The organism is Mesorhizobium sp. M0244, assembly GCF_040321795.1.
Taxonomy (GTDB): domain Bacteria; phylum Pseudomonadota; class Alphaproteobacteria; order Rhizobiales; family Rhizobiaceae; genus Mesorhizobium.
In genome coordinates this window covers 20,470-38,681 of the sequence record NZ_JAMYSE010000051.1, presented here as the reverse complement: position 1 = coordinate 38,681, position 18,212 = coordinate 20,470, and the positions used below count along the sequence as shown (strand labels likewise).

Annotated in this window: 16 protein-coding genes; 13 read left to right on the top strand and 3 right to left on the bottom strand. The window is 63.2% G+C overall.

Annotation, left to right across the window (positions count from 1 at the left end; genetic code table 11):
* Positions 1 to 124: 124 nt before the first annotated feature.
* The 12 genes from NKJ08_RS25130 to NKJ08_RS25075 all read left to right on the top strand — a co-directional run bounded on the left by NKJ08_RS25130 (position 125) and on the right by NKJ08_RS25075 (position 14,455).
* Complete coding sequence (locus NKJ08_RS25130; protein ID WP_352783873.1) at positions 125 to 1,051, top strand: D-alanine--D-alanine ligase; 927 nt, start codon at positions 125 to 127, stop codon at positions 1,049 to 1,051.
* Positions 1,039 to 1,980: a cell division protein FtsQ/DivIB gene (locus NKJ08_RS25125; RefSeq protein WP_352524281.1), complete on the top strand. Its 942-nt coding sequence runs from the start codon at positions 1,039 to 1,041 to the stop codon at positions 1,978 to 1,980. The genes NKJ08_RS25130 and NKJ08_RS25125 overlap by 13 nt, the downstream gene beginning before the upstream one ends.
* Positions 1,977 to 3,284 carry a cell division protein FtsA gene (ftsA, locus tag NKJ08_RS25120; protein ID WP_352783871.1) on the top strand — a complete coding sequence of 436 codons (1,308 nt, stop codon included), beginning with the start codon at positions 1,977 to 1,979 and terminating at the stop codon, positions 3,282 to 3,284. Before NKJ08_RS25125 ends, ftsA begins: the two co-directional genes overlap by 4 nt.
* Positions 3,285 to 3,351: 67 nt before the next feature.
* Positions 3,352 to 5,022: a cell division protein FtsZ gene (gene ftsZ / locus NKJ08_RS25115; RefSeq protein ID WP_352524284.1), complete on the top strand. Its 1,671-nt coding sequence runs from the start codon at positions 3,352 to 3,354 to the stop codon at positions 5,020 to 5,022.
* A gap of 280 nt (positions 5,023 to 5,302) precedes the next feature.
* Complete coding sequence (gene lpxC, locus NKJ08_RS25110; protein WP_352524286.1) at positions 5,303 to 6,250, top strand: UDP-3-O-acyl-N-acetylglucosamine deacetylase; 948 nt, start codon at positions 5,303 to 5,305, stop codon at positions 6,248 to 6,250.
* A 204-nt stretch (positions 6,251 to 6,454) separates the two neighbouring features.
* Positions 6,455 to 7,324, top strand: a complete 870-nt coding sequence (locus NKJ08_RS25105; RefSeq protein WP_352524287.1) for an outer membrane protein assembly factor BamD — start codon at positions 6,455 to 6,457, stop codon at positions 7,322 to 7,324.
* A 13-nt stretch (positions 7,325 to 7,337) separates the two neighbouring features.
* Complete coding sequence (gene recN / locus NKJ08_RS25100) at positions 7,338 to 9,011, top strand: DNA repair protein RecN (RefSeq protein ID WP_352783868.1); 1,674 nt, start codon at positions 7,338 to 7,340, stop codon at positions 9,009 to 9,011.
* A 139-nt stretch (positions 9,012 to 9,150) separates the two neighbouring features.
* A complete protein-coding gene (ligA, locus tag NKJ08_RS25095) occupies positions 9,151 to 11,358 on the top strand; it encodes an NAD-dependent DNA ligase LigA (protein ID WP_352783866.1) in 2,208 nt (735 codons plus the stop codon).
* Entirely contained in the window at positions 11,358 to 12,050 is a 693-nt protein-coding gene (locus tag NKJ08_RS25090) for a DUF2461 domain-containing protein (protein WP_352524290.1), read from the top strand. The genes ligA and NKJ08_RS25090 overlap by 1 nt, the downstream gene beginning before the upstream one ends.
* Positions 12,051 to 12,172: 122 nt before the next feature.
* Positions 12,173 to 12,901, top strand: coding sequence for an AzlC family ABC transporter permease (locus tag NKJ08_RS25085; RefSeq protein WP_352524292.1), 729 nt, complete (start codon positions 12,173 to 12,175; stop codon positions 12,899 to 12,901).
* On the top strand, positions 12,898 to 13,194 hold the full coding sequence (locus tag NKJ08_RS25080; RefSeq protein ID WP_352524294.1) for an AzlD family protein: 297 nt from the start codon (positions 12,898 to 12,900) through the stop codon (positions 13,192 to 13,194). The genes NKJ08_RS25085 and NKJ08_RS25080 overlap by 4 nt, the downstream gene beginning before the upstream one ends.
* Before the next feature lie 370 nt (positions 13,195 to 13,564).
* Positions 13,565 to 14,455, top strand: a complete 891-nt coding sequence (locus NKJ08_RS25075) for a LysR family transcriptional regulator (RefSeq protein ID WP_352776575.1) — start codon at positions 13,565 to 13,567, stop codon at positions 14,453 to 14,455.
* On the opposite strand, the gene NKJ08_RS25070 is transcribed toward NKJ08_RS25075, so the two are convergent.
* Positions 14,445 to 16,289 (bottom strand): aminopeptidase P family protein, encoded by a 1,845-nt coding sequence (locus NKJ08_RS25070; RefSeq protein WP_352783863.1) that lies wholly within the window; start codon positions 16,287 to 16,289, stop codon positions 14,445 to 14,447. The genes NKJ08_RS25075 and NKJ08_RS25070 overlap by 11 nt on opposite strands.
* A gap of 200 nt (positions 16,290 to 16,489) precedes the next feature.
* On the opposite strand from NKJ08_RS25070, the gene NKJ08_RS25065 reads away from it, so the two are divergent.
* A complete protein-coding gene (locus tag NKJ08_RS25065; protein WP_352783861.1) occupies positions 16,490 to 16,669 on the top strand; it encodes a hypothetical protein in 180 nt (59 codons plus the stop codon).
* Between the two features lie 39 nt (positions 16,670 to 16,708).
* On the opposite strand, the gene NKJ08_RS25060 is transcribed toward NKJ08_RS25065, so the two are convergent.
* Complete coding sequence (locus NKJ08_RS25060; RefSeq protein ID WP_352524303.1) at positions 16,709 to 17,581, bottom strand: 50S ribosomal protein L11 methyltransferase; 873 nt, start codon at positions 17,579 to 17,581, stop codon at positions 16,709 to 16,711.
* Between the two features lie 11 nt (positions 17,582 to 17,592).
* A complete protein-coding gene (locus NKJ08_RS25055; RefSeq protein WP_352783858.1) occupies positions 17,593 to 18,171 on the bottom strand; it encodes an SCO family protein in 579 nt (192 codons plus the stop codon).
* Between the last annotated feature and the right edge of the window lie 41 nt (positions 18,172 to 18,212).

Sequence of the window (18,212 nt, the reverse complement as noted above, 5' to 3'; positions counted from 1 at the left end):
GGGAGACTCGGACTCAATGTTGCGGAAACACGGGAGCAAAGCTGCTCGGCGTATTTGAGTGCGCGCGATGCTTTTCGGGTCATGCACGATGGTGCAGGCCTGCTGTGAGAGGGAATGACGGGGAATGACAAGCAAGCACGTGGCCGTCCTTCTGGGTGGATTCTCGTCCGAGCGGCCCGTGTCCCTGTCGTCGGGCAAAGCCTGCGCCGATACGCTCGAGGGGGAGGGCTACCAGGTCACCCGCGTCGACGTCTCGCGCGACATCGGCTCGGTGCTCACCGAGCTCAAGCCTGCCCTCGTCTTCAATGCGCTGCACGGCCCCTTCGGTGAGGATGGCACCATCCAGGGCATCCTTGAATACCTCGCCATTCCCTATACCCATTCCGGTGTGCTTGCCTCGGCGCTCGCGATGAACAAGGAGCAGGCCAAGAAGGTCGCCAAGGCGGCCGGTATTCCGGTGGCGGAATCGAAGGTGGCCAATCGCTTCGCCATCCAGAACAAGCACCCGATGAAGCCGCCCTATGTGGTCAAGCCGGTCAACGAAGGATCGAGCTTCGGCGTCGTCATCGTGCACGAAGGCCAGTCGCATCCGCCGCAGATCATTGGCTCGTCCGAGTGGAGATATGGCGATACGGTCATGGTCGAGCGTTATGTGCACGGGCGGGAATTGACCTGCGCGGTGATGGGCGATGTGGCGCTCGGTGTCTGCGAGATCATCCCGACCGGCCATTCCTTCTACGACTATGATTCAAAATACGTCGCGGGCGGATCAAAACACGAATGCCCGGCAAAACTTTCATCGAATATTTACCAAAAAATACAGACACTGGCACTCAAGGCTCACCAAGCTATCGGCTGTCGGGGCGTTTCCCGGTCGGACTTCCGTTATGACGATCGTCACTCCGAGAACGGCGAAATTGTCTGGCTCGAGGTCAACACCCAGCCGGGTATGACGCCGACGTCTTTGGTGCCGGAAATCGCCGCGCAAGCGGGACACTCGTTCGGCGATTTGTTGAGTTGGATGGTGGAGGACGCTTCGTGTCTGCGTTGAAGTGGGGACAGGGCAAGGGGAAGGGCGCGGCCGGGCCGACGCTGTTCGGCATGCCGTTGTCGTTCGACCATTTCGTGCTGCCGCGCCTGCTTCGCCGGCCGGTGCGCGTGCTGGCGCGCCTCGGCGAGGGCGACTTCGAAGCGCCGCCCTATTCCGCTGCCATCCTGTCGGCGGCGTTGCTCATATCGGCTAGCGCCTATGGCGCCTATCTCGGCGGACACGCCGACGCCATCGTCCAGAGCGTTACCGCCCGCACCGGCTTTGCCGTCGACCAGGTCAAGGTCGTCGGCAACCGCGAAACCTCCGAGATCGATATCCTTGACAGGCTGGAGCTCGACGGCTGGACCTCGCTGATCGGCTTTGATGCCGAAGCTGCGCGCGAACGCATCACCACGCTGCCCTGGGTCGATGCCGCGGCAGTGCGCAAAGTCTACCCGCATACGCTGGAAGTGCGCGTCGAGGAGCGCGAGCCGTTCGCGCTGTGGCAGCAAGGCAGCGCGCTTTCGGTCATCGAGAAATCCGGCACCGTCATTGCGCCGTTCTCCGGCGGCAAGCAGATATTGCTGCCGCTGATCATCGGCACCGGCGCACCGGCCAAGGCGCCGGATTTCCTTGCCAAGATCAAGAAATATCCGGAGCTTGCCGCGCGGATCAAAGGCTATATCCGCATCGGCGAACGGCGCTGGGACCTCAAGCTTGAGAATGGCATCACGGTCAAGCTTCCCGAAGACGGCGAGGACCAGGCAATTGCCGACCTGGTCAGGATGGACCACGAGAACGGGCTTTTGACGCGCGACATCGCCGCCGTCGACATGCGCCTTTCCGATCGTCTGGTCGTCCAGTTGACGCCGGAAGCGGCGACACAGCGCCAGGCCGCGCTCAACGAAAAGCCCAAGATGCTGAAGCGCAAGCCGGAGACGAAGATATGAACTGGCTTGGCGGCAACAGCGATGCCTCGGCGCGCCGGTCCGGCATACTGACGGTGCTGGATGTCGGCTCCAGCAAGGTCTGCTGCGTGGTGGCCAAGCTCAAGCCGCGCGACGATGGCAAGCTGCTGCGCGGACGCTCGCATCGCATTCAGGTGATCGGCATCGGCCACCAGAAATCGCAAGGCGTGAAATCGGGCGTCGTCATCGATCTCGACCGCGCCGAGCACGCCATCCGTCTTGCCGTCGACGCCGCCGAACGCATGGCGGGACTGACGGTCGATTCGCTGATCGTCAACATGACTGCCGGCCGGCTGAAGAGCGAGGCCTTCTCGGCCACCATCAATCTCGGCGGCCATGAGGCCGACCAGGCCGATATCAAGCGTGTGCTTGCCGCCGGCGCCAAGCAGGCGCTGCGGGCCGAGCGCGAGGTCATCCATTCGCTTCCCGTCGCGTTTTCGCTGGATGCCGAGCGCGGCGTGCGCGATCCGCGCGGCATGGTCGGCGACCAGCTTGGCGTCGACATGCATGTGCTGACGGGCGACGCGGCGCCGTTGCGCAATCTGGAGCTCTGCATCAACCGTTCGCATCTGTCGGTCGAGCGCATGGTGGCGACGCCCTATGCCAGCGGGCTTGCCGCGCTGGTCGATGACGAGCTCGAAATGGGCGCGGCCTGTATCGACATGGGCGGCGGCACCACGACGATCTCGGTGTTTTCCGAGGGCAAGTTCGTCCATGGCGACGCCATCGCGATCGGCGGCAACCACGTCACGCTGGACATGGCCAAGGGCCTGTCGACCTCGCTCGATGCCGCCGAAAGGCTGAAGGTGATGCATGGCTCGGCGCTGCCCGGCAGTGCCGACGACCGCGACCTGGTCTCGATCCATCCGATCGGCGAGGACGGCGAGGTGCCGTTGCAGATCCCACGTTCGGTGATGACACGCATCATCCGCGCCCGCATCGACGAGACGCTGGAACTGCTGCGCGACCGGCTGAACAAATCCGGCTACGGCAATGCCGTCGGCAAGCGTGTGGTGCTGACCGGCGGCGCCAGCCAGCTTGCAGGCCTGCCTGAAGCGGCGCGCCGCATTCTTGGCCGCAATGTGCGTATCGGCCGCCCGCTCGGCGTGGCAGGCCTGCCGGAGGCGGCCAAGGGGCCGGCCTTTTCGACGCCGGTCGGACTTCTGATCTACCCGCAGATGGCGAGCTTCGAGAGCCGTCCGGCGAAGGGAATTTCCGGTCTCCGGATGACCGGAACAGGCGGAAAACTGCATCGAATGAGTCAGTGGTTGAGAGACAGTTTTTAATTTGACGGGGACAGCCCCATAGGCGGCCGCGGCGGCGAAGCGGCGGGAAAGGCAAAGGACGAAGACAATGACCATCAATCTGCAAAAGCCGGACATCACCGAGCTCAAGCCGCGCATCACCGTGTTCGGTGTCGGCGGCGGCGGCGGCAATGCCGTCAACAACATGATCACCGCCGGCTTGCGCGGCGTCGAGTTCGTGGTGGCCAACACCGACGCGCAGGCACTGACAATGTCGAAGGCCGAGCGGCTGATCCAGCTCGGTGCGCATGTCACCGAGGGTCTCGGCGCCGGATCGCAGCCTGAAGTCGGGCGCGCGGCTGCGGAAGAGTGCATCGACGAGATCATCGATCATCTCTCCAACACGCATATGTGCTTCGTCACTGCCGGCATGGGCGGCGGCACCGGCACCGGGGCGGCTCCCGTCGTTGCACGCGCTGCTCGCGAAAAAGGCATCCTCACCGTCGGCGTCGTCACCAAGCCGTTCCATTTCGAAGGCCAGCGCCGTATGAAGACGGCCGACTTGGGTATCGAGGAACTGCAGAAATGCGTCGATACCCTGATCGTCATTCCCAACCAGAACCTGTTCCGGCTGGCCAATGACAAGACCACCTTCGCCGATGCCTTCGCCATGGCCGACCAGGTGCTCTATTCGGGCGTTGCCTGCATCACCGACCTGATGGTCAAGGAAGGCCTGATCAATCTCGACTTCGCCGACGTCCGCTCGGTCATGCGCGAAATGGGCAAGGCGATGATGGGAACCGGCGAGGCTTCGGGCGAGGGCCGCGCAATGGCCGCGGCGGAAGCCGCCATCGCCAATCCGCTGCTCGACGAGACCTCGATGAAGGGCGCCAAGGGCCTGCTGATCTCGATCACCGGCGGCCGCGACCTGACCCTGTTCGAAGTCGACGAGGCCGCAACGCGCATTCGCGAAGAGGTCGACCAGGACGCCAACATCATTCTGGGCGCCACCTTCGACGAGGAACTCGAAGGCGTTATCCGCGTGTCGGTTGTCGCCACCGGCATCGACAAATCGGCGGCCGAAATCGCTGCCGCGCCGATCTCCATCCGCACGGCTCCGCCGAAGCCGGTCAGCCGCCCGGCGGCTCAGGTCACGGAAATGCGCCCGGCGCCTGTCCAGCAACCGATCTATGAATCACGTGCTGCCGATCCGGTCGCCGAGGCCATTCAGCTCGCCGAGGCGAATGCGGCAGCGATGGCGCAGGCCCGCCCGGTACCGGTCGCCCATGCGGAAGACTTCCGTCCGCAGAGCAAGATCTTCCAGGCGCCTCCGGCTCAGCAGCAGCCGATAGCGCAGCCCATGGTTCAGCAAGCGATGCAGCCCGCTCCGCAGCGTGAAATGCCGCAGCCGATTGCCGCAGCACCCCAGCGCATGCCGCGGGTCGAGGACTTCCCGCCGCAGGTGAAGGCCGAAGTGGAAGCCAAGGCCCGTCCGGCCGACCACGAAAACAGCGGTCCGATGGGGCTGCTCAAGCGCCTGACCAACGGCCTGACCCGCCGCGAGGAGGAGCCTGCACGGCTGCAGCCGGCGCAGCCGCGCGAACCGAAACTGCGCCAGGCGCCGGCCGAAGTGCGCCGCCTGGCCAGCCAGGATCCGCAACTTTACGCGCCGCGCCGCGGCCAGCTGGACGAGCAGGGCCGCCTGACGCCGCAGAGCCGGGCTGTCCAGGAAGACGATCAGTTGGAGATTCCCGCCTTTCTGCGCCGACAGGCCAATTGATCTGTTAACGGTTCGTAACAGTTGTTAACAGGCGAGCAGGAGACTGTTCGCCTGTTAACATTAAAAGTGCTTTTAAAACAAGGACTTACGAGGCGCTCCCGCGCTGGATAGCGGTTACAGAGAGTAAGAAACCGTGATTTGGAGTCTCCCTGCGGGACTATTATCTTCGCCACCGACCAAAGTCGGTTTGCTGGGAGTCTCGGGGAAGTGGCCCTGCCTGCCGATTAATCAAGAGCCGCGCCCTCAGGGCAGATGAAGCGGACCTAGGCAGTTATGGGCTATGGGGATTGTTTTGCACGACTATCAGACGACACTTAAATCGCGTGCGACGCTGACCGGCATTGGCGTCCACAGCGGCAACCCGGTCACCGTCCATTTCCTGCCGGCAGATGCCGATACGGGTGTCGTCTTCCAGCTTTCGAATGCAAGCGGAAGCCACGAATTTCGCGCGCTGGTTTCCGAGGTCGGCGCTACCGACCTCTGCACCATGCTTGGCGATCCGCAAGGCGAGCACATTGCCACGGTCGAGCATCTGATGGCGACGCTTTTCGGGCTTGGAATCGACAATCTGGTCATCGAAATCGACGGCCGTGAGGTGCCTATCCTCGACGGCAGCGCGGTGATGTTCGTCGAGGCCGTGGACCAAGCGGGCATCGAAACGCTGCCGGTCAAGCGTCGCTACATAAGGGTGGTCAAGCCGGTTCGCATCGAGAACGGCGCCTGCTGGGCGGAGTTCAGGCCTTATGACGGCACGCGCTTCGAGATCGAGATCGATTTCGAGAGCCCGGCGATCGGCCGCCAGCTTTTTGCATCCGACATGAATGCCGACATTTTCCGCCGCGACGTCGCGCGGGCCCGCACCTTCGGGTTCATGAAGGACGTCGAGCGGTTATGGGCGGCCGGCTACGCGCTCGGCTCCTCGCTGGAGAATTCCCTGGTGATCGGCGACGACAACCGCGTGATCAACATGGGAGGCCTACGCTATCCCAACGAGTTCGCGCGCCATAAGACGATGGACGCGATGGGCGACCTGGCGCTCGCCGGCGCCCGGTTCATCGGCTGTTTCCGCTCCTATCGTGGCGGCCACAGGCTGAACGCCGCGGCGTTGCGCCGCCTCTTGTCCGACCGCTCGGCCTTCGAGATCGTCGAGACGACGCGCCGTGAGCGCGGCCGTACGGCGGAGATGAGCGCCGTCAACGCGGCCCTCTATGCGCCCTGGATGATCTGATTCTTAACGTTTTTGCGGCTCTTCTTGCGATCAGCTGTGTTGCATGGATGCATCACTGGTTGGCCAAATCGCACAGCTTTCGGGGTGGCGCCAAACCGCCACAAAAATGTGCGATTGGCCGGGGATAGCGTTGCCGGGCAAGGCGGTTATGGTTTATGGCTGCTGCCGTCGACTGAAATGACGCCGAAAGGGCGGAATCCAATCATGTTTTTCAAGCGAGTTGATCAATCGAAGGCGCCGCGGCGGGCTGTTTTCCTGGCACTTTCGGTGGTCGTTCCATCGCTGTTTCTGTCGGCTTGCATGTCTTCGGAGAAAGACGTCGATCTTTCGACCTATGTCGATCAGACCGAGCCGGCGGACGTTCTATACAACCAGGGGCTCGCCAATCTGAATGCCGGGCGCCTGCAGGAGGCAAGCCGCAAATTCGATGCCGTCGACCGCCAGCATCCGTATTCGGAATTCGCCCGCAAATCGATGGTGATGGGTGCCTTTGCCGACTATCGTCAGGGCAATTACGACGAGGCGATCGGTTCGGCCAAGCGCTACCTGACCCTTTACCCATCGACCGACGATGCAGCCTATGCCCAATATATTATCGGGCTGAGCTACTACCGCCAGATCAAGGACGTCACCCAGGACCAGAAGGAAGCGCGTCTTACCGTGCAGACGATGCAGGACCTGGTGACGCGCTGGCCCACTTCCGAATATGCCGACGACGCCAAGGAAAAGATCCGCTTCGCCAACGATCAGCTCGCCGGCAAGGAGATGCAGATCGGCCGCTACTATCTCGAGCGCCGCGAATACATCGCCGCCGTCAAAAGGTTCCGCAACGTGGTGGAGAACTATTCCAACACACGCCATGTCGAGGAGGCGCTGGCGCGTCTTACCGAGAGCTACTATGCGATGGGGCTGACGTCGGAAGCGCAGACCGCTGCGGCCGTGCTCGGCACCAACTATCCAGACAGCCAGTGGTACAAGGATTCCTACAAGCTCCTGCAAAGTGGTGGGCTCGAGCCGCGCGAGAATGCCGGATCGTGGATCTCCAAGGCCGGGAAGCTGATCACCGGCGCCTGAGCGGCGCGTCACCATGCTCTCCAGGCTGTCGATCCGTGATATCGTTCTGATCGAGAAGCTGGATATCGACTTCTCGTCCGGCCTTTCGGTGCTGACCGGCGAAACCGGCGCCGGAAAGTCCATCCTGCTCGACGCTTTGTCGCTGGCGCTTGGCGCCCGCGGCGACGCCTCGCTGGTGCGGCATGGCGCGGCACAAGGCCAGGTCATCGCTGTGTTCGACGTGCCGCGCAACCACCCGGCCCGCATGCTGCTTGCCGAAAACGCCATCGAGGACGACGGCGACGTCATCCTGCGCCGCGTCCAGACGGCGGACGGCCGCACGCGCGTTTTCGTCAACGACCAGCCGTCCAGCGTGACGCTGATGCGCGACGTCGGCCATGCACTAGTCGAGATCCATGGCCAGCACGACGAGCGCGCTTTGGTCGATCCCGGCGCGCATCGCGAGTTGCTCGACAGTTTCGGCGGCCACCTCGGCGCTGCTCGGGCAACCGGCGAGGCGTGGCGGCATTGGCGCGCCTGCGAGCAGGAATTTTCACGGCACCGGGCCAAAGTCGAGGCGGCGGCGCGCGAGGCCGATTATCTGCGTGCAGCGGTCGCCGAATTGACCAGGCTCGATCCGCAACCGGGCGAGGAGACCGAGCTTGCCGAATTGCGCGCCTCGATGATGCGGGCCGAAAAGATCGCATCGGAAATCCACGATGCGCAGGATGTGCTTTCGGGCCCGTCATCGCCGCTGCCGCAACTGGCCAGCCTGCTCAGGCGGCTGCAGCGCAAGGTGACGGAAGCGCCCGGCCTGCTTGAAGAGGTCGTCAAATCGCTTGACGAGGCGATGCTGTCGCTCGACGCGGCGCAGTCGGGCGTCGAAGCCGCGCTACGCGCCACCGAATATGATCCGCAGCGGCTGGAGAAAGCCGAGGAGCGGCTGTTTTCGCTGCGTGCCGCCTCGCGCAAGCACAGCGTCGCCGTCGACGATCTGGCTCAATTGCGTGACACCATGGCTGCCGACCTTGCCGATCTCGACGCCGGCGAGGAGCGCCGGCACGCGCTGGAGAAACAGGCCGCAGCGGCGCGCCAGGCCTATGACATTACGGCGGCCCAGCTGTCGTCGCTTCGCCATGCGGCGGCCGTCGGGCTGACCAAGGCGGTGATGGCCGAACTGCCGGCGCTGAAGCTCGAACGGGCCGAGTTCATCGTCGAGATCGCAAGCGATGCCGAGAGCCGCATGGAAGAAGGCATCGACCAGGTCGAGTTCTGGGTGCGCACCAATCCCGGCACCAGGCCCGGCCCGATGATGAAAGTCGCTTCCGGCGGCGAGCTTTCGCGCTTCCTGCTGGCGCTCAAGGTCGCGCTGGCTGATCGCGGGTCGGCGCCGACTTTGGTCTTCGACGAAATCGACACCGGCGTCGGCGGCGCGGTTGCCGATGCCATCGGCCAGCGGCTGGCGCGGCTGGCAAAACGCGTGCAGGTGCTTTCGGTCACGCATGCGCCGCAAGTGGCGGCGCGCGCGGCGACGCATTTCCTGATCTCCAAATCAGGCGGTGCCGACCGGGTCTCGACCGGCATCGCCGAGATGGACCGGGCGGCACGGCAGGAGGAGATCGCACGCATGCTCGCCGGCGCCACCATCACCGATGAAGCACGCGCGGCGGCCGAGCGGCTGCTGCGGGAGAACACCGCGGCAGCCTAGACGAGTCGTCTCCGGCGCTCGTGACCCGAGTCAGGGTATGGCTCCATCCTGCTGTTCAGGAATGATTTTCCGTGTCTGGTCTCTCCCTCATGAGAGAATACTGTTCTATTGTGTCGCGCCACCGTGGAGGGAGCAGTGCATGGACGAAAAACCAGTCGATTCGCTCAGCGAAAGCGAGGCGGCAAGCGAGTTGAAGCGGTTGGCGGAGAAGATCGCCGAGCACGACCGGCGCTACCACGGCGAGGACGCGCCGATAATCACGGACGCGGAATATGATGCGCTGACGCAGCGCAACCTCGCCATCGAACAGCGCTTCCCCACTTTGGTGCGCGAGGATTCGCCTTCGCGCAGGGTCGGCGCGCCGCCAGCGGAAGGCTTTGCCAAGGTGCGCCACGCGCTGCCGATGCTCAGCCTCGCCAAAGCCTATACCGACCAGGACGTCGCTGACTTCATCGAACGGGGCCGGCGATTCTTTGACCGCGACAAGGATCTGGACATCGCCTTCACGGCTGAGCCGAAGATCGACGGGCTATCGGCTTCGCTGCGTTATGAAGGCGGCGTGTTCGTGCAGGGCGCAACGCGCGGCGACGGTGCGGTTGGCGAGGACATCACGGCCAATCTCAGGACCATCGCCGACATCCCCAAGACCTTGAAGGGATCGGGCTGGCCGGAGGTCATCGAAATACGCGGTGAGGTCTATATGACCTACGCGGAATTCGAGGCGTTGAAGAAACGCTCGGCGGCGATCGGCGGCCAGGATTACGTCAATCCGCGCAATACGGCGGCCGGGTCGCTCCGCCAGAAGGACCCGTCCGTTACCGCCAGCCGCAACCTCAAGTTCTTTGCCTATGCCTGGGGCTATACCTCAATGGATCCCGCTCCGACCCAGTACGATTCCGTGCAAAAATTCGCGGAGTGGGGGTTCAAGATCAGTCCGCTGATGGTACGGGCAAAGTCGGTCGAGGAACTGGTCGCGCATTATCACCTTATCGAAACCCAGCGCTCATCACTTGGCTACGACATCGACGGCGTCGTCTACAAAGTCGACCAGTTGGAGTTGCAGCGCAGATGGGGGTTCGTCACCGGCGAACCACGCTGGGCCGTGGCCCACAAATTTCCGGCCGAACAGGCGATGACAACCGTGCTCAGGATCGACATCCAGGTCGGCCGTACGGGTACGCTGGCGCCCGTTGCCCGGCTTGCACCCGTCACGGTCGGCGGCGTCGTGGTCGAAAACGTCACGCTTCACAACGAAGATTACATCAAAGGTCTGGACAGCAACGGCCAGCCGATCCGCGACGGCAATGACGTACGTATCGGCGACACGGTGGTCATCCAGCGGGCAGGGGACGTCATTCCGCAGATCGTCAGCGTCGTGGCCGACAAGCGTCCGCCCGATGCCGTGCCTTACGAATTCCCGCACAAATGTCCGATCTGCGGCTCACCCGCAACGCGCGAGATCAACGAGAAGACTGGCAAGGAAGATTCCCGCCGACGTTGCACCGGCGAACTGATCTGCCCCGCGCAGGCCGTGGAAGGATTGCGCCACTTCGTGTCACGCGGCGCCATGGATATCGAAGGCCTGGGCGCTGAAAACATAGATCTGTTCTTCAATGCCGGGTTGATCAAGACAGCCGCCGATATCTTCACTCTCAGGGACCGCCGTCCCGCCGTCACCAAGGCGCTGGCGGAGCGGCGGGAGGAGCAGGCCAGGCAGCGCGAGGCCGCATCGGGCAAGACGCGCAAGAACGTACGCAGTGTCGAGGAACGCAACTACGAGGGCCTCGACAAGCTCTTCGCCGCCATCGATGCCCGCCGCGAACCGGAACTCGATCGCTTCATCTTTGCACTGGGCATCCGCCATATCGGCGAAACGACGGCCGCTGTGCTTGCCCGAACCTTCTCGACGATCGAGGAGTTGATCCGCATTGGCAAGGAGACAGCAGCGGCAGCCGATCCACACACCGTTTTTCCTTCGATCAACGGCATCGGCGATACGGTGATAGGCGCGCTTCGCGATTTCTTCGGCAATGAACGCAATGACGACGTGCTTGAAGCGCTGCTCACACAGGTCCACCCGAAGCCCTACATTGTGAACGTCTCAGCCGATAGTGCGGTCGCCGGCAAGACAATCGTGTTTACAGGCACGCTGGAAAAGTTGACGCGCCCCGAGGCCAAGGCGATGGCTGAACGTCTTGGCGCGAAGGTTGCAGGCTCAGTTTCCGCGAAGACCGACCTCGTCGTCGCCGGGCCCGGTGCTGGCTCCAAGCTCAAGCTGGCTGCCGAACACGGTATCGAAGTCATCGACGAGGATGCCTGGCTCGAGCAGATCGGCAAGGGCGCGTGATGCCGACTGAATTCAATGGTTTTGGTCAGAAAGCCATTCCCTTCCTCAAGGCGCTCGATTTTCATCAGAGCCGGGAGTGGTTTTTGGAAAACCGCGACCTTTTCGAATGCGAACTGCGCGACCCCTTCGGCGATCTGGTCGAAACGCTCTCCGAGCGCTTCGCGGCATTGAGGCTCGGCCTGCGCGGCGACCGCAAGAAGTCGCTGTTCCGGATTAATCGCGACGTACGTTTCGCCAAGGACAAGCGGCCCTACAATCGGCATTTGTCGGCGATCCTTTCGCCTGACGGTACCAAGATGGAACAGGGCGTGTTCTTCGTCCATATCGGACTCGAGCGCTGCTTTGCCGGCGTTGCCTGGTGGCAGCCCGGACCGGAGCTGTTGCTGGCGCTGCGCAATGCAATTGCAGCGCGGCCGGCCGAGTTCCGCGCTCTGGTCGCGACGCTGAAGAAGAACGGCCTCGAGCTCGACCCGGACGGCTGCATGAAGCGTACGCCGCGCGGCTTCGAGCATATCGCCGAGCCCGATCTCGCTGCTGCGATCCGCAACCGGCATTTTGCCGTCCTGCACGCGATCGAGCCGGCGGGTATCTACGGAGCTGGATTGGTCGACGAGCTTGTCGACTTTGCCATGCGGGCAAAACCGCTGCTCGACTGGGGCAGGGCAATCGAAGGCAAGGCTTCGCCGCGCTAGGCACGGAAGCGAGCTTGCCGCGACGCTTCAGCCATCATTTCCGCTGATCGTTTGCCTCAAGCGAATTGGTGTGACAAGCCGGGCGGCCCTCCCTACATACGACCCTTCCCAAGGAGCGCTTGATGTCGGCGGAAGCAATCTCAGAAAACGGTGTGAAAAACGATTTCTGGGACGGCGTGCGGCTCAGCATGCCCGTCGTGGTGGCGTCGGCGCCGTTTGCATTGCTGTTCGGGGCGCTCGCAGTCGACAACGGGTTTTCCGTGCTTGAGGCGTTCTTGATGAGCGCAACGGTCTTCGGCGGCGCCAGCCAGATGGTCGGCATCGAGCTGTTCGGCCAGCATGTCGCGCCGTGGCTGATCGTGCTGTCGATCTTCGCCGTGAATTTTCGCCATGTGCTCTATTCGGCCGGTATCGGCCGGCGAATCGCGCATTGGCCGCTGGTGCAGCAGGCGATAGGCTATTTCGTGCTCACCGATCCGCAGTTCGCGGTGGCCGAGCGCAAGGCGGAAGCCGGTGAGACCGTCGGCTTCGCCTGGTATATGGGGCTTGGGCTGCCGGTCTATCTGTTCTGGGTCATCGAAAGTGCGCTCGGCGCGATGTTCGGCAAGCTTATCCCCGACACCCACGCGCTGGGCATCGACTTCCTGCTGCCGATCTATTTTCTCGGCCTGGTCATGAGCTTCCGCAAGAGGCCGCTGTGGCTGCCGGTGGTCGTCGCCAGCGCTGCCGCCTCCATCATCGCCTACAAGACGGTCGGCTCGCCCTGGCATGTCTCCATCGGCGCGCTAGCCGGCGTGCTGCTCGCCGTCATCCTGCCGCCCCGCCACAGCGGCGTGGAGGCGCGGCCATGAGCACGACCTTGTGGATCATCGTCGCCGCTTCGATCGCGACCTATCTGACACGCATCGGCGGTCATCTGGTGATCTCGCGCTTCGAAAACATCCATCCTCGGGTCGAGGCTGGGCTGAACGCCGTGCCGGCGGCGGTGCTGACCACGCTGGTGGCGCCGGCGGCCCTGAGCGCCGGACCGGCGGAATGGTTGGCCTTGATCGTCGCCGGCCTGGTCTCGCTGCGCGGCGGGCTGATGGCGATGTTCCTGGCCGGTGCGGCCGTGCTGATCGTTGCACGGCAGGTCATGGGGTAATCGTCGACGTTCGTCTGACGGTGAGTTCGACGCGTGCGTTTCGCGATAACGCTCGCAAGCGTAACGAACGACACGATAGCGCCTGTCCAGGACGCACGGTTCTTGAATATCGACGCGACCCACGACAGGCTCAGCCGGATCGCCGCTGATCTCTCCCGATGGGCGCGTCGCACGGCGCCGGTATAAATTGCCTCTCGCTGCTTTGGCGTCAATGCGCTTAGATCGATGGGCTGGAGGCCGAAGGGCTCAGGCGACATTTCCATCTCCCTTGTGGTCCGTCCTGATTGAGGCTGACAACAGGCGATTTACCGGAGACGCTTCATCACATAAAATGACTAATTAGGATCATTTCATTCTGTTGGAGAGATTGATGGATTTAGCTGATCTGCGCATCTTCCGCACGGTGGTGCGCGAAGGCGGAATCACCAGAGCGGCGGAAAAACTGTTTCGCGTGCAGTCGAACGTGACCACACGCATCCGGCAGCTCGAAGAGGATCTCGGTGTGCAGCTGTTTATCCGGGAGGGTAAGCGACTGCACGTATCGCCTGCCGGCCACAGGTTGATCGGCTACGCAGACCGGCTGCTGGCGCTTGCAGAGGAGGCGCGAACGGCGATGCTCGATCCACGCCCGCGCGGCACGCTTCGCCTAGGTGCGATGGAGAGCACCGCCGCGGCACGGCTTCCGGGCCTGCTCGCCGAATATCACGCACGCTATCCCGAAGTAGAGATCCAGTTGCGCACCGGAAATCCGCAGGTTCTCGCGACCGCCATGCTTGCCGGCGAACTCGATGCAGCGTTCGCAGCCGAGCCGATCGCCGATGCTCCGTTCGAAAAGCAGTCAGCATTTCACGAGCAGTTGGTCATTGTCTCTGCGGCATCGCGCATTTCGGTCGAGGACCACCGGGACATGCCCAAAACCATGATAGCCTTTGAGCACGGCTGCCCGCACCGCAAGCGGCTGGAACAATGGTATGCGCGCAGAGGGTTCATGGCCGAAAAAACCATTGAGCTCGGTTCATACCATGCCATCCTTGGTTGCGTGGTGGCTGGCATGGGCATAGCGCTGATGCCGAAAAGTGTGCTTTCGGGTTTCCCGGAGAGCCGCTGGCTAAAGCTGCACGAACTGCCCTCTGACGAAGACAATGCCGTCACGGTGTTGTTCTGGCGCAAGGGAGCCGGTTCTCCCAACGTCACGGCTCTGCAGGGACTGCTTGCGGAGCAAAGCCTGTCAACCGGCGTTGCCGCCGCGGCTATTGCTTGAAGTCGTGCGGCAGCGGTTCGGTTGCCTTTTCCAGCCAGGCCAACGCCTCGCCGTCGAGCATCGGCCCGATCTCAGCCAGCACCCGCGCGTGGTATTGATCGAGCCAATGCAGCTCATCGCGGGTCAGCAGGTCCGACCGGATCAGCCGCTTGTCGATAGGCGCCAGCGTCAGCGTTTCGAAGCCGTGCATGGCGATGTCGCCGCCGTCGACCATCTCGGCCGGCGTCACTAGGACGAGGTTCTCGATGCGGATGCCGTAGGAGCCTTCCTTGTAGTAGCCGGGCTCGTTGGAGACGATCATGCCGGCCAGCAGCTTTTCGGTACCGGTCTTGGCAATACGCTGCGGGCCCTCATGCACGGCCAGATAGGAGCCGACGCCATGGCCGGTGCCATGGGCGAAATCGCAGCCGTGTCTCCACAGCGCCAGGCGCGCCACCGCATCGATTTCGGAGCCGCGCGTGCCGGGTGGAAAGCGCAGCATGGAGATGCCGATCATGCCCTTCAGCACCAGCGTGAAGCGCTCGCGCATCTCCTCGGTCGGCGTGCCGATCGGCACTGTGCGGGTGATGTCGGTGGTGCCGTCCTGGTACTGCCCGCCGGAATCGAGCAGGAACAGTTCGCCATTCTCCAGTTTGCGGTTGGTGGCGCGGGAGACGCGGTAGTGCATGATGGCGCCGTTGGGGCCGGCGCCGGAGATGGTGTCGAACGAGACGTCGCGCAGCGGCATCTGTGTTTCTTCGCCGGTTTGCCGGCGCGTCTCCTCAAGCCTGGTGACAACGGTGATTTCGTCGAGCGTGCCGGGCTCCTGACGGTCGAGCCAGCACAGCAGCTTGGCGACCGCGGCGCCGTCGCGGCGATGCGCGGCGCGGGCGCCGGCGATCTCGGCCTGGTTTTTCGTTGCGCGTGGAATGCGGGCCGGATCCGGCGCGGCAATGACGGTGCCGCCATTGTCCTCGACCAGCATACTGAGCTTCTCCGCCGCCAGAGCCGGGTCCAGCGCGACTTTTGCGCCGCCCTTGGCCAGGGTGACGATCGCCGTTTCGAATTCACCGGGTTCGTGCAATTCGGCGAGCTGCGTCAAATAGGCTGCGACGGTGCGTGAGAACTTCCGCTGGTCCATGAAAAGCAGATGCGACCTGTCGGCGGCGAGCACGGCAAAGCCGAGCGCCAGCGGTGTGTGTGGCACGTCGCCGCCACGAATGTCGAAGGCCCAGGCGATGGAGGAGGGGTCAGTCAGCACGGCATGGGTGGCGCCGTCCTTCTCGATAGCCGCCGCCAGCCGCGCCAGCTTGTCCTTAGCCAGTTCGCCGGCAAAGCCGATCGGGTGGATCTCTACCGGTGCCAATGGCGGCCCGGGTTGATCTTGCCAGATTGCGTCGATAGGATTTTGTTCGAGCGGCACCAAGGTCGCGCCGGACTTCTCGGCCGAGGCTTTCAGCGCCTTGACGTCACTGATCGTCTGCAGCCACGGATCGAAGCCCAGCCGCACGCCCTTGCCGAGATTGTCCTTGATCCAGTTGGCGGGCGGATTGTCGACGAGGCTCTCGATCGAAAAGATGCCGAGATCGACCTCGTGGCGCACCTGCAGCGTGTAGCGCCCGTCGACAAACATGACGGCGCGCTCGCCAAGCACAATGGCGACGCCGGCCGAGCCGCTGAAGCCGGTCAGCCATTTCAGCCGTGCCGAGCGGTCGGCGACATACTCGCCCTGGTGCTCATCGGCGCGGGGCACGATGAAACCATCCAGCCCGTTCGCCGCCAGCCATTGGCGCAGCATTGCCACGCGCGGCTTGCCAACGGCCGGGTCGCCGGCGGAATCGAAGGTTTGGAACATATGGCTCTCCTCGAATGCTGGCGCGACCGTAGCGCATGACTTCGAAAATCGGAATCGATTTTCGGACCGATCATGGCTGGCCGCTACAGTGACTTTTTGCGCATAGAGGCCATGCAGAATCGGCGATTTCAAAAAGCGTCAGCAAGGCTTACCTTCTTAACGTGGAGGAAAGCGTCTTATTGCCTGCAAAGGAGACCATCATGTCCACGATTTCAGCCAGACGCGGATTTTTCAGAAGCGCCATGAGCGCTTTGATCGAAGCTCGCCAGCGCGAAGCGAGCCGATATGTGAGCGGCGTTCTGCTTGGCTTTGACGATGAAACGCTGAAGGCTCACGGCTACGATCGCGAAGAACTGAAGAAAGCGGCAATCTCGCGCTAGATCCGAGCGAATTCCGGCTTGCGTTGAAAGCGCTCCGCCTCAGCGCTTGAGATGGATCGTCACCCAGCCCTCGCGGTGCAAGGTGCGGACGTGCCGGAATTTCTGGCCGACATAGGCCGCGATCACCGCATCGCGCTGGCGGTCGAGGATGCCCGACAGGACGATCGAGCCACCGAGCGCGATATGCCCAGCCATTTGCGGCGCCAGGCGCATCAGCGGCCGCGCCAATATGTTGGCGACGATCAGGTCGAAAGGCGCGCGCGCGGCAAAGATCGGATGGTGGAAACCGGGTGCAGCCACCGTTTCGATGAGCGCCTTGACGTGGTTCAGCCGCGCATTGGCGGCGGCCACCTTGACGGCGATCGGATCAATGTCGGTCGCCAGCACCGAAATATGCGCAAGCCTGGCCACTGCGATGGCGAGCACCGCGCTGCCGGTGCCAAGGTCGAGCGCGTTGCGCGGATGCTCGCGCCGCACGACCTGCTCCAGCATTTCGAGGCAGCCGGCGGTGGTGCCGTGGTGGCCGGTGCCGAAGGCAAGGCCGGCCTCGATCTCGATGGCGAGTTCGCCGCTGTGGCGCTTCCTGCGGTCATGCGCGCCATGGACGAAGAAGCGCCCGGCCCGCACCGGCTTCAATCCCTCCAGCGAGCGCGCCACCCAGTCGACGTCGGGCAGCGTTTCGCGCGCTATCGGCTTCGACAGCGACAGTCCGGCAAGGACGTCCCGCAGCCGCGCCTCGATCGCATCGACGTCGTCGTCGGCATAGAGCGATACTTCATGAATATCGCGGTCCTCGTCGACCTCAAGTAACGCAACCGGCAGGCCTTCGTCGTCGAACGCCGCGCCGAGCGCCGCGAAGATGCGGTCAGCCTCGATCTTGCCCGCGGTGAAATACAAACGCGTCTGCGTCATTACTGGATACGTCAACCTTCCGCCGCCAGCCGTTTGAGCTTGGCGATGGCGGTGTCCGGGCTTTCGCCGTAGGCAATGGTGCCGGCGAAATCGCCCTTGGCATCGAGCAGCAGCACAGAAGCGGTGTGGTCCATCGTGTAGTCGCCGTCGTTCGTGTCGACTTTCTTCCAGTAGATGCCGAAGGATTTGGCCATGACGTGGACCTTGTCCGGATCGCCGGTAATGCCGAGGATGCGATCGGAGAAATTGCTGACATAGGCGTTCATGATTTCGGGCGTGTCGCGCTCAGGGTCGACCGTAACGAAATAGGCGCGCAGGTTCTTGCCGTCGTCGCCCATCGTCTTCAGCCAGCCGGCCAACTCGAAAAGCGTGGTCGGGCAGACTTCCGGACAATGCGTGAAGCCGAAGAAGACGACGCTGGGGTGGCCTCGAAAGGCGGCTTCGGTGACCGGCCCGCCCTTCTGGTCGACCAGCGTGAACGGTGCTCCGAACGGCTCGCCGCCATAATGTCCGCGGTACCAGTCGAAGGTAAGCCAGCCGATGCCTGCGGCCATCAGGACGAGAATGCCGACCAGAATTGAACGCATCATCAGAGAAGTCCGTCGTGATTTCATCGGCCGCCGAATTCGCG